Annotated in this window: 2 protein-coding genes (1 of these 2 cut by a window edge); one reads left to right on the top strand and one right to left on the bottom strand. The window is 64.4% G+C overall.

The window, feature by feature from the left end; translation table 11 throughout:
- Positions 1 to 11,731: the 5' end (the start) of an Ig-like domain-containing protein gene (locus AC0JZ4_RS08275; RefSeq protein WP_471885904.1), read on the bottom strand. The gene continues 16,484 nt to the left of window position 1, outside the view; only the first 11,731 of its 28,215 coding nucleotides appear in the window; it begins with the start codon at positions 11,729 to 11,731; its stop codon lies off the left edge, out of view.
- Positions 11,732 to 12,466: 735 nt separating this feature from the next.
- Between AC0JZ4_RS08275 and AC0JZ4_RS08280 the strand changes: the two genes are divergently transcribed.
- A complete protein-coding gene (locus tag AC0JZ4_RS08280) occupies positions 12,467 to 13,717 on the top strand; it encodes a TolC family protein (protein ID WP_471885905.1) in 1,251 nt (416 codons plus the stop codon).
- Positions 13,718 to 13,739: the final 22 nt, after the last annotated feature.

Raw genomic sequence — 13,739 nt, forward strand, 5'->3', positions numbered from 1 at the left:
GGCTGCCGTTGTAGTTGGCGGCCGGATTGAAGGTGAGTGTGCCATTGGCGTTGAGCGTCACCGTGCCGCCGGTGACGGAAACGGTGGCGCCTGTAACGATTGCCGTGCCGTTGATCTGGGTGACGGTCAGCGTGTCGCCATCGACATCGGTGTCGTTGCCACGGACATTGACGTTAACGGCGGTGTCTTCCGGCGTGGTGAATGTGTCGTTGGTGGCGACCGGAGCGTCGTTGACCGGGGTGACGGTGCCGCTGACCGTGGCAGTCGCTGTGCCGCCATTGCCGTCGGAAATCGTGTAGGTGAAGCTCGGGCTGCCGTTGTAGTTGGCTCCCGGATTGAAGGTGAGCGTGCCGTTGGCGTTGAGCGTCACCGTGCCGCCGGTCACCGAGACGGTGCCGCCGACCGCGATCGCCGTCGTGTTGATGCGGGTAATCGTCAGCGCATCGCCGTCCGGGTCGCTGTCATTGCCGAGCACGTTGATGGTTGCGGCCGTGTCTTCGGCGGTGGTGAACGTGTCGGCGGTGGCGACCGGTGGGTCCTGAACCGGGGTGACGGTGCCGCTGACCGTGGCAGTTGCTGTGCCGCCCTGACCGTCGGAGATCGTGTAGGTGAAGCTCGGCGTGCCGTTGTAATTGGCGGCAGGCGTGAAGGTGAGCGTGCCATTGGCGTTCAGACGCACCGATCCGCCGGTAACCGCCACCGATCCGCCGGAGGTGATGGCGAGGCCGTTGATCTGCGTCACCGTCAGCGGATCGTTGTCGGCATCGCTGTCATTCGTTCGCACGTCGAAAGTGATTGCCGTATCTTCCGGCGTCGTGAACGTGTCGTTGGTTGCGACCGGCGCGTCCTGGACCGGATTGACGGTGCCGTTGACGGTGGCGGTCGTCGCGCCGCCCTGGCCGTCGGAAACGGTGTAGGTGAAGCTCGGGGTGCCGTTGTAATTGGCATTCGGCGTAAAGGTCAGCGTGCCGTTGGCATTGAGCGAGACCACGCCGCCGGTGACGGTGATCGGGTTGCCGACAGAGATTGCCGTGCCGTTGATGGCGGTGACGGAGAGCGTGCCGCCGTCGATATCGCTGTCGTTGGTGCGCACGTCGAAAGTGACGGGCGTATCCTCATTGGTGGTGAACGTGTCGTTGACGGCATTCGGCGCATCGTTCTGGCCGGTGACGGTAACGGTCACCGTGGCGGTCGCGGTGCCGCCCTGGCCATCGGAAATCGTGTAGGTGACCGATGTGGTGCGGGTCTGGCCGGCAGCCAGATTGTCGAAGCTGGTGCCGGGATTGAAGGCATAGGTGCCATCGGCATTGATGGTGAAGGTGCCGCCGTTCGAGCCGGAAACCGCAGCCCCTACGCCTGCACCGCTGCCACCGACCGCCGAGACGGCAATCGGGTCGCCATCCGGGTCGCTGTCGATGCCGGAGCCGTTATTGGCGAAGACCGAGCCGTTGATGGCGGCGTTTTCGGTCGTCGCCAGGGCATCGTTGTTGGCGATCGGGGCCGGGTTGGCGATCGCCCAGGTGAAGCTGCGGCTTGCCTGTGCCCCGGCCGCATCTGTGGCGGTGACGGTGACGGAATAGGGCCCGTTGACGCTGGCGCTGCGGTTGATCGTGCCGGTGATGACACCGGATGCGCTGATCGACAGACCGGGGGGAAGGCCGGTTGCGGTATAGGTCAGGGTATCGCCGGCATCCGGATCGCTGAAATTGCCCGAGACATTGAGCGACACCGTCTGTGCGTCGTTCGAACTCTGGTTGGCGATCGGGGTGGAGATCGGCGCGTCGTTGATGCCGGTAACGGTGACCGTGAAGGTGGCGGTTGCCGTGCCGCCATTGCCGTCGGAGATCTGATAGGTGACGGAGGAGGTGCGCGTCTGGCCGGCGGCGAGGTCGGCAAAGGCTGCGCCGGGGTTGAAGACGGCAGCACCATTGGCGCCGATCGTGAAGGTGCCGCCATTGGAGCCGGCAATGGCTACGCCGACATTGCCGCTCGCGCCGTTGACCTGCGAGACGGTCAGCGTGTCGCCATCGACATCGCTATCATTGGTGATGACATTCGCCGAAACATTGCTGTTTGCGGCGGTCTGGGCGCTGTCGTTTGCGGCGACCGGCGCATCGTTGACCGCATTGACGGTGACCGTGACCGTGTATTCGACGCTCGTCGTGCCGTCGCTGACGCGGTAGCGGAACGTGTCGGTACCGTTGAAATTGGCGGCGGGCGCGTAGGTATAGGTGCCGTTGGCATTGATGGTGACGACGCCATGCGCGGGGCCGAGCGAGCCGGCCGAATAGGTCAGCGTGTCGCCATCGACATCGGTGGCGACCGGCAGCGTGCCGGAAAACAGCGTGTCCTCGTTGGTGCTGATCGCGGCGTTGGAGCCGACCGGAGCATCGTTGACCGGGGCGATGTTGATCGTCGAGGTGTCGGTGTCGGACAGCGCGCCGCCGGTGCCGGTATTGCCGCCGTCGTTGGTGACCATGGTCAGTGTGACCGGGCCGTTGGCATTGGCGACCGGCGTGTAGGTCGGTCGCGACGAGCCGGCGAGGAAGGCGTTGATATTGGCGACGGTGCCGGTCAGCGTGATCGAGCTGCCCGAACCGGTAACGGTGACGCCGCCGGCGGTCGTGGCTGACAGGGTGCCGGAGCCGACCGACAGCGTGACCGTGACATTGTTCGAGCCGGCATCGATATCGGTAATCGAAATGCCGGTCAGCGCTAGGCCCACGTCCTCGTTGGTAGCGAAACTACCGGGAAGCGTGTTGACCGGGGCGTCGTTGACGGCGGTGACGTTGAAGGTGATCGTGTTCGGTGTCGGGTCGGTATTGGCGCCGCCATTGGCGGTGCCGCCGTTATCGCGCACCTGGAAGGTGAAGGAGGCGAGCGCCGTGCCGTTGGCATTGGCGTTGGGGGTGAAGACGAGGCTGCCGATATTGGCGGCGTTGATCACCTGGTTTGCCGTGACCGTGACACCGCCCAGCGTCAGCGTGCCATTGGTCGGCAGCGTGTTGATGATGACGGCCGACAGCGTGTTGGCGGGACTGTCGTTCGGATCGGTGAAGCCGAAATCGGCGGCAGTGAAGGTGTAGCTGCCGTCTTCCGTCAGCGTGACGGTCCGGTCGGTGCCGGCGGGGGCGTCGTTGACTGCCGTGATGGTGATGGTCGAGGTGTCGATATCGGTCAGCGCCGGGCCGCCGGTATTGCCGTTGTCGTTGGTCGTCATGGTCAGTGTGACGTCGGCGACGGAATTGGCGGCGGGCGTGAAGGTGGGGCGCGAGGCGCCTGCGAGATAGGTGTTTATGGCGGAGATCGTGCCGGAGAGGACGATCTGGTTGTTGCCTGAGCCGGTGACCGTGACGCCGGCCGCGTTTGCCGCGGTCAGGATACCACTGTCGACGGCAAGCGTGACGGAGACGGTGCCGCCGGCGGCATCCGCATCGGAAATCGACAGACCTGTGAGGCCGAGGCCGGTGTCTTCCAGTGTCGTATAGTTGGCCGGGATGGTGTTGATCGGCGGTGTGTTGATCGAGGCGACCGCAACCGTGACGGTTGCCGTTTCGGTGACGCCGCCGGAGCTTACCGTGTAGGTGAAGGTGGTGACGCCGTTGTAATCGAGCGTCGGGGTGAAGACGAGCTGGCCGCCGGAGGTGAGCTGTACCGTGCCGTTCGCCACCGTCACCGTGCCGCCGACGGCGATCGCCGTGCCGTTGATGGCGGTGATCGCCCGGCCGGGATTGTTGAACGTGTCGTTGGCGAGGACCGGGATGGTGACCGCGACATCCTCGTCAGTGGAGACGCTGTCGCTAGCGATATCGGCGACGGGCGTGATCGTCACGCCGATCGTGTCGACATCGGAAAGCGCGCCGTCCGAAGTGGTGAGCGAGATCTGGGCGGAGCCGTTGAAATCGCGGGTCGGGACGTAGGTTGCGCCGGCAAGCGCCGCGTTGATCGCCGCCGTCGTGCCGGAGAAGGTCATCGTCGCATCCGACGTGCCGTCGCCCGCGGTGAAGGTGAGGCCGGATATGCCCGACAGCGAGAAGGCGCCGTTGGTGACGGTGAGTGTCACCGTCAGCGTGCCGTTGTCGATGTCGGCGACCGAGATCGCGTTGCCACCGGCCGAAGAGAACGTGATCGTGCCGTCTTCGGCGACCGTCTGCGCGCCCGGCACCGTGTTGACCGGGGCATCGTTGACGGGCGTGACGGTGACGGCGACGGTCGCGGTCTCGGTGACGCCGCCGGAGGTGACGGTATAGGTGAAGCTGGTCGAACCGTTGTAGTTGGCTGCCGGGGTGAAGGTGATCGTGCCGTCGGAATTCAGGCGCGCGGTGCCGTTGGCGACCGTGACCGTGCCGTTGACGGCGATCGCCGTGCCGTTGATCGCGGTGATCTGGTGGGCGCCGTTTTCGAATGTGTCATTGGCATTGACGTTGATGATGACGGCGGTGTCCTCCGGCGTCGTCACCGTGTCGTTGGCGATATCGGCGACCGGCGTCACGGTGATGGCGATGCCGTCGGTATCGGTGAGTGTGCCGTCATTGGTGACGACGGTCAGCTGGGCGGAGCCGTTATAGTCGGCGGTCGGCGTGTAGGATAGGCCGGCAAGCGCCGCGTTGATCTGCGCTGCCGTGCCGGCGATGGTAACTGTGCCGGTTCCGTTGTTGCTGATCGTCGCGCCGCCACCTGCGGTGACCGAGAGCGCGCCGTTGGTGACGCTGACGGTGGTGGTGAGGTTGCCGCCGTCGACATCGGCGACGCTGACGCCGCCGATCGCGAGCGGTGCATCTTCCGCCGTCGTCTGCGCGCCCGGCACGGTGTTGACCGGGGCATCGTTGACGGGCGTGACGGTGACGCTGACGGTCGCCGTCTCCGTGACGCCGCCGGAGGTAACGGTATAGGTGAAGCTCGTCGCGCCGTTGTAATCGGCGGTCGGGGTGAAGGTCAGCGTGCCGTTGGCGTTGAGGCGCACGGTGCCGTTTGCCACCGTGACCACGCCATTGGCGACGATCGAGCTGCCGTTGATGGCGGTGATCTGGTGGGCGGCGTTTTCAAAATTGTCGTTGGCGTTGACATCGATCGTCGCGGCCGTGTCCTCGCTGGTGGTTGCCGTATCGTTGGCGATATCGGCGACGGCCGTGACGGTGATGGTGCGGCTGTCGGTATCGGTGAGCGAGCCGTCGCTGCTCGTCATGGTCAGCGTCACGGCACCGTTGAAATCGGCGACCGGTGTGTAGACCGGCTGGGTGGCGCCGGCTGCCAGATAGGCGTTGATGTTGGAGAGCGTGCCGGTGAGCGTGATCGTGCCGGTGCCGGACCCCGAGACGGTGACGCCGCCGGCGCCGGTTGCCGAAATCGTTCCGGCATTGACGCCGATCGAGACCGTCATGCTGACGGTGCCGGCATCGGGGTCTGCGACCGAAAGGCCGCTGATGGCAAGCGGGGTGTCTTCGGTTGTCGTATAGCTTGCCGGCAGTGTGTTGACCGGCGCGTCGTTGACCGGGATGACCGAGACGGTGGCGACGGCGGTGTTGGAGGCGGCCGTGCCGTCGCTGACGGAAATGCTGATCGTGCGGGCCGTCGAGCCCGGATCGTCGGAGGTGGAAGAGTAGCGGATCTGCTGCAGCGCTGCCTGATAATCCGCCCTTGTCGCCGTGCCGGAGAGTGTCAGCGTGTAGGTGCCGGCGTTGTACGCGAAGGACATGCCGGAGGGCAGGGTGCCAGCGACCGACAGCGTATCGCCCGCCACCGGGTTGGTGATCACGATCGTTGCCGAAGTCATCGTGGTGTTGTCGACGTCGGTGATCAGCACGTCGGTATCGACGATCGCAACGCCTGCGCCGTTTTCCGTATAGGTCGTGGTGAAGCCGGTTCCGGCGCCGGAGGCATCGAGGTCGAGGATCGGGGCGTCGTTGACCGGGGTGACGGTGATCGTCGACGTGTCGACATCGGTCAGCGTGCCGCCGGAGCCGGTATTGCCGCCGTCGCTGGTTGTCATGGTCAGCGTCACCGCGCCGTTGAAATCGGCTGCCGGCGAGAAGGTGGGGCGCGAGGCCGAGGCGAGGAAGGCGTTGATGTTGGTGAGCGTGCCGGAAAGCGTGATCGTGCCGGTGCCCGAACCGGAGACGGTGACACTGCCGGCGGCACTGGCGGTGAGGATGCCGGAATTGACGCCGAGGGTGACGGTCATCGTGCCGGTCGCGGCATCGACGTCGGTAATCTGGATGCCGGTCAGGCCGACAGCCGTGTCCTCGGCGGTGGAATAGGTGGGCGGCAGGGTGTTGACCGGCGCGTCGTTGACGGCGGCGATTGTGATCGGTCGGGTGTCGACATCGGCGAGCGCGGTGCCGCCGGTATTGCCGCCGTCATTGGTGGTCATGGTCAGCGTGACGCTGCCGCTTGCATTGGCGACGGGAGCGTAGACGGGCGCTGTGGCAGAGGCGAGATAGGCGTTGATGTTGGCCAGCGTGCCGGTGAGCGTGATCGTGCCGCCCGAGCCGGAAATCGTCACGCCGCCGCCGGATGTGGCGGTCAGCGTGCCCGATGTGACCGAGAGTTGCACGGTCATCGTGCCGGTGCCGGCATCGACATCGGCGATGGAAAGGCCGGTCAGCGCGACGCTGGTATCCTCGTTGGTCGCCCAGCCGGAAGCCGGCAGGGTGTTGACGGGAGCATCGTTGACGGGCGTGACGTTGACCGTGACGTTTTCCGTCTCGGTGACGCCGCCGGAGGTGACGGTGTAGGTGAAAGTGGTCTGGCCGTTGAAATTGGCGGGCGGCGTATAGGTGAGCGTGCCGTCGGCATTGAACGTGACGCTGCCCTGGCCGGCGGGCGGCTGGGTGACGGAGGTCAGCGTACGGCCTGAATTCTCGAAATTGTCGGGCGACGCGCCGTTTGTGCCGGTGATCACATTGAAGGAGATCGGCGTGTCTTCGTTGGTTGTCACCGTATCGGGCGCCGTATCGGAGACCGCGGTGACGGTGATCGCCACCGTATCGGTATCGGAGAGCGAACCGTCCGAGGTGACCATGGTCAGCGTGTCGGTGCCGTTATAATCGGCATTGCCCTGATAGCGCAGCGAGGCGAGAACGGTGTTCACCTGCGCCTGAGTGCCGGAAATGGTGACCGTGCTGGTGCCGGCCCCTGTGACCGTGCCGGCGCTGGCCGAGGGCGAGAGGATGCCGTTGGCGACGGTCAGCGTGACCGTGACATTGGTGTTGTCGACATCGGTAACGGACAGGCCGGTAATGGCGGTGAGAACATCTTCCTGCACCGTCTGCGCGCCGGGCACGGTGTTGACCGGGGCATCGTTGACGGCGATCACGTTGACGGTGGCGACGGCGGTGTTGGAGTTGACCGTCCCGTCATTGGTGACGACATTGATCGTGCGGGCGATGGTGGACGGGTTTTCCGACGTCGACGAATAGCGGATTGCCTGAAGCGCGGTCTGGTAGTCGGCGCGCGTGGCGGAACCGGTCAATGTCAGCACGAAGGTGGTCGAGTTGTAGCTGGCGGTGATGCCGGCTGGCATGCCGGCCCATGACAGCACGTCGCCGGCCTGGCCGTTGGCGATCGATACGGTCAGCGACGTCATGTTGGCATTGTCGACGTCGGTGATCAGGCTCGATGCGCCGGTGATGGCGACGCCCGCGGCATTTTCCGTATAGCTGGTCGCATAGCCGGTGCCGGCGCTGCCGGTGTCGAGATCGAGCACCGGTGCGTCGTTGACCGGAGTGATGGTGATCGAGCGGGTATCGACATCGGTCTGGGTACCGCCGGTGCCGGTATTACCGCCGTCGCTGGTCGTCATGGTCAGCGTGACCGCGCCGTTGGCATCGGCGACGGGGACGTAGATCGGAGCGGATGCGGAGGCGAGATAGGCGTTGATATTGGCAAGCGTGCCCGTCAGCGTCAGGCTTGCGGTGCCGGAGCCGCCCACCGTGACGCTGCCGCCCGAAGTGGCGGTGAGCGTGCCGGACGCGACGCCGAGGGTGACGGTCATGGTGCCGTTGGCGGCGTCGAGATCGGCGATGGAAAGGCCGGTCAGCGCGACATTGGTGTCTTCGTTGGTGGTCCAGCCCGCGGCCGGAAGCGTGTTGACCGGCGCATCGTTGACGGCGGTAACAGCGACGGCGGTGACGGCCGTATTGGAGGCAAGTGCGCCGTCACTGACCGTGACGCTGATCGTGCGGCCCGCGGCCGTGCCGCCGATTGTCGGGTTGTCCGACGTCGACGAATAGAGGATCTGGGCGAGCGCCGTCTGGTAGGCGGCGCGGGTTGCCGAGCCGGTCAGCGTCAGCGTGTAGGTGGCGGCGTTGTAACTGGCGCTGATGCCGGCGGGCAGGGCGCCGTTGGCGGCCAGCACATCGCCCGCCTGGCCGTTGGTGATGACGATCGTGGCCGATGCCATATTGGCATTGTCGACATCGCCGACGGTGTTGCTGCCGGCGGCGATCGCGACACCGGTGCCGTTTTCTGTATAGCCGACCGAGTAGCCGGTGCCGGCGGAGGCGCCGTCGAGATCGATGACAGGCGCATCGTTGACCGGGGTGATTGTGATGTTGCGGGTGTCGACATCCGTCTGCGGGCCGGGGGTGCCGGTGCCGCCGCCGTCGCTGGTGGTCATGGTCAGCACGACGGTGCCGTTTGCATCCGCGACGGGGACATAGACGGGTGCCGCCGCCGAGGCGAGGTAGGCGTTGATGTTGGCGAGCGTGCCGGAAAGCGTAATCGTGCTGCCTGAGCCGGTGACCGTGACGCCGCCGCCCGATGTGGCGGTGATCGTGCCGGAGGCGACCGAAAGCTGGACGCTCATGACGCCGGTTCCGACATCGACGTCTGCGATCGACAGGCCGGAAAGCGCGACGCTGGTATCCTCGTTGGTGGTCCAGCCTGCTGCGGGCAAGGTGTTGACCGGAGCGTCGTTGACGGCGACGACGTTGATCGTCGAGGTGGCGACGGCGGAGGAGAGGCCGCCATCGTTGACGGTGACGTTGATGACGCGCGGCGTCGTGCTCGGGTTTTCGCTGGTGCTGGAGAAGGTGATGGCGCGGATTGCAGCCGCATAATTGGCGTTGGTGGCGGTGCCCGTCAGCGTCACGGTGATCTGGCCGGCGACGGATGTGTCGATCGAGCCGCTGATGCCGCCCGGCAGCGTGCCGATGCTTAAAAGGTCGCCCGCCTGGGCGTTGGTCAGCACGATCGTCGCCGAGCGCATGCTGGTGCTGTCGAGATCGCGCACGTCGGCAAGGCTTCCGGCCGTTGTCGAGGCGATCGAGACGCCCGTGCCGTTTTCCGTATAGGTCGTCGTGTAGTTGAGGCCCGGCGAGGCATCGACATTGGTGAATGCGCTGACATTGTCTATGAAAATGTCGTCGCTGCCGCCGAGCAGGCCGCCGGTGGCGGCGAAGGAGAACACGAGGTTGCCGTTGGCCGCGACCGTGTTCGGCAGGTTAAGGGTGATGCCGGTGCGCGTCCAGTTGCCGGAGGCCGAGCTCGCAATCGTCGAGGGGGAACCGGTTGCGCCGTTCAGATAGGTGACGGTGGCGGTGTTCGGCGTACCGCCGACGACGCCGGTGGAGATGCGGGCATAGACGACGCCGCCGATCGAGACTTCCAGCGTGGACGGCACCGTCGTGTCGAGGCCGCCATTGTTCCAGCCGAGTTCGAAGGTCAGCTGGGCCGCGCCCGAGGGGGCCGAGCCATTGTTCCAGCTGGTAAAACCGGTCTGGGTCAATGTGCCGGTGGAATTGTCGTTCTGCCAGAGATAGCCGCCGCTATTGACGGATCCCTGGGACCCGGCACCGGTCCAGCCAGTGCCGCCCGGATTGGCACCGTTGTTGACCATCTGCGACGGTGTGGTGCCGGAATTCAGGTCGACGACGGGGGCTGCGGCATTGTAGCCGAAGTCTTCGGCGAGGTTGACCGCGCCGATCGTCGTCAGCGTCGCGGTTTGGACGGTGGCGGTCGTCGGGATGGCCGTGCCGAGAACGCCGTTTGTATCGGTGACGCGCACGACATACTGGCCGGGCAGGACGCCGGTGAACAGATAGGTGCCATCGGCGCCGGTCGTGTCAGTGGCAAGTACGCGTTCGCCGGTATCGGCGACGCCGTTACCGTTGACGTCATCGATCAGCTGGACGGTAACATTGGCGATGCCGACATCGCCGTTCTGCGGGTCGAATGTCGGTGTCGTGGTGGGCGTGTTGTCGTCATAGATCTGGTCGCCGATCTGGCCGGTCGGCGGCACCCAGCGGGCGGCATCGGCGATGCCGGTCAGCGCCGTCGTGCCGTTGGTGGTGATGGTGATCGCCGAGCCGACGGCCGCACCCGTATTGACGTTGATCTGCTGCAGCGCGTTGCCGACGAGATAGGTGTTGCCGTTGATGTCGCCGCCGCCCTGAACGAGCGTCGTGCCGCTCGGGTTGGTGAAGGAGCTGACGATCGCGCCGGTCGTCAGGTTGTAGCGGGTGATTGTGGCGGCTGCACCATTGATGCTGAGCAGCTGATTGTTGACCGTATCGATGGCGAAATCGCCCCAGTCATTGGTGCCGGTAATGGCGGCGCCGAAGGTGGAGGCGGTGGCGACGGTGCGGCCGTTGCCGGAAAAGGTTATGCGCCATATCTGATCGTCGCTGCCGCTGGCATTTTCGACGCCGAGAAAGAGCGAGCCGTTGTAGAAGGCGGCCGCGCCGCCGCCGACGCCTGTCGTGCCGACGGTTATGCTGGCATTGGCCGCATTGTTGGTCAGGTCGCTGTCGATCAGGATGTGGGTGTTGTTGACGAAATCGTAGGCGAACAGCGCGCGGTTGGCGGCCACGGCGTTGCTGTCGGTGTAGTAGACGAGGCCGTTTGCCTGATCGACGGCCAGCGAATTCAGCGTGGCGCTGAGGCTGACGCCGCCGATCGTCGCCGGCGCCGTGGTGATCGCCGTCGCCTTGCCGGTGACGACATCGACGGAATAGAGCGTGCGGCCGGAAACGACGAGCAGCGCGCCGTTGCCGACATTGGCCTGGACGTTCAAAAGCTCGGCATATTCACGCTGTGCATCGAGCGTCGGAAGGACCGCGGCAGTGACCTCGCCGGAGCGGTATTCGAGGTCCCAGTCGCCGCCGAGCGCTTCGCTGCCGGTGGCGTCGGTCGAGGCGGCGATATCGGCGCCGGTCATGTAGCCCATCATGCGGGCGGCATCGCCGCCAAGCTCACCACGGGCAAAATCGCAGCCGTAGATGAGGATGTCGGCGTCGTCCGTCAGGTGGTTGCGCAGGCTCTGCAACTCGTCGGCATATTCGCCGGCCATGCTCTCGATCGTCAGCTCCGCCGAGCCGAGATAGAGCCGGCCCTCATCGCCGTGCGAGATGATGTGGATCTGCTCCACGTTGTTCATGTGGGAGAGCGCTTCGGCGATCTGCTCGACGCCATCGCGGCCGTCTTCGAGGACGATGACCTCGAAATTTCCGTCGATCCCTTCCAGCAGCGACTGGTAATCCGGCACCGAGCTGTCGACGATGACGACCTGGGTCGGCTGCACGTCCACAGGTTGTGATTCGGCTTGCGGGGGCCGATCGGGGACGGCAGCAAGCGCTGCGGCCAGTGCTTCGCTTTCGGCGCTGCCGTCGTCGCCATTGTGGTGGGTGTTCGCGGCCTCTCCGTCATTGGCCGGGTTGTCGTCCTGGGTCTGGTCGACGGTGGCAGCGCCTGCCGCATCGAAGGCAATTCGCTGCTCGAGTTCCATCAGCATCGAGCTGAGCCGATCCTGCGTCCCCTTCTTCGGCCTGGCGTCTTTTTTGCTCGCCGAGGATGCTTTCTTGGGACGAGTAAAGTGCTCGTTCATGCATGTGTCTCCCGCTTCCAGACCCCCGATTGACCGTGCGGATGGATGCCCGGCGTTGAGGAAAGGCGCTCGGGCAACGGTCATCGAATTAACGAGTTCCCAACGTAAGGTTGGGCTTGTTTACAAATTACTAATAACAGAACCTAAGTTTTAGCAATTTAGAATATTTATGTAAACCCGTGCAGAATCGGGACATTAGGAAAATGGATTGCATGGCTGTGCATCTGCCGCGAGTACGAAAAATTTACCTACACGTTCGCATTTCCTAATGCATTAGGCTGTTATTAATCATATTCGTAAATCTTAAATCAGCCCTAGGTTTCCAAATGCCACTCTGTCCCATGTGAGGTTGAGGGGTCGGAAACGCGCGTTCCCTGGTATCGCTTATCGCGGGGGTTTCGTAGTGTTGATTTACGAGGTGACGCAGTGAAGTTTCCGCTTATGTGGACTGTGCCCGCCGTCCTGATAGTGACAGGGTGCACCGTACGAACAGAGCCGTTTACGCCAGAGGCGAATGCGACCTTTGGGAACGAAAAACTCATCCGCGCGACCGCCAACCAGGAGCCCATCACCGGTTCGGTCGATCTATACCAGGCCATGGCAAGAGCGCTTAAATACAACCTTGACACGAAAGTCGAGATTATGCAAGCCGCCTTGAAAACCCGCGAGGCCGATCTTGTTACCTACAGTGCGCTGCCCAAAGTGGTGGCGGGTGCGGGCTATGCCGGACGCGACGAGGCGGATTCCTCTACGCCCTCGACCCGTGACGAAAACATCCAGACCGCCGACCTCACCTTTTCGTGGAACATCCTCGATTTCGGCCTTTCCTACGTGCGCGCCAAGCAGGCGGCCGACCAGGCGCTGATCCAGGAGGAGATGAAGCGGCGGATCGTCAACAAGGTGATCGAGGACGTGCGCACCGCCTATTGGCGCGCCGTCAGCTATCAGCGGCTGGTCGGCCGCATGCGAGCGCTTGAGAAACGCGTGGCGCGGGCGCTGCGCGATACGCGCGGCCTGTCGTCGGGCGGCGAAAGCTCGCCGCTTGTCGCGCTTACCTACGAGCGTGAGCTGATCGAGGTGAAGCGCGAGGTCGAGACGCTGGAAGGCGAACTGAAGGTGGCGAAAAGCCAGCTGGCGGCGCTGATGAACGTGACGCCCGGCACGCATTTCACGCTTGCCGTGCCGAAGCGATCCGCGACCAAGCTCGGCGTGCCGGACAGCATGCCGGAAATGTTCCGCATCGCGGTGGAGAACCGGCCGGAAATGCGTGAGGTCGCCTACCGCAGCCGCATCAACGAGAAAGAGGTCAATGCCGCCCTTCTCGATATCCTGCCGGGCTTCAACGTCTATGCCGGAACCAACTACGATTCCAACGAGTTCATCGCGACGAACGACTGGCTTTCCTGGGGCGCCAAGGTGAGCTTCAACGCGATGCAGGTGGCTGCACTGCCGGCGGTCAACCGCAAGATCGAAGCGGAAAAGGATGTGCTCGATGCCCGCGCGCTTTCGGTGGCGATGGCAATCATGACGCAGGTTCATATCAGCCGGGTGCGCTATGCCCATCTCAACAAGTCCTATGGCACGGCGGCCGCCCTTTCGAATGTCTCGCACCGGATCCTGAAGCAGGTGCGTGACGAGACGAGCGCCCAGCGGACCAGCGAGCAGATCCTCATCCGCGAGGAGATGAATGCGCTTCTGGCCGATGCCAAGCTCGATATGGCCTATGCGGACCTGCAGAACGCCTATGCCAATATCTATGCCTCGCTCGGTGTCGATCCGTTCCCGACGGGGCTTTCGACGACCTCAAACGTCGAGCAGATCGCCGGACAGCTGCGGACGATGTGGACCGATGATGGCGGTCCGGCAAGGGTCGAGGTTATGGCCGCCAAGTGATGGCGGACGAACCGACCGCGTG

The organism is [Rhizobium] kunmingense (assembly GCF_977018605.1).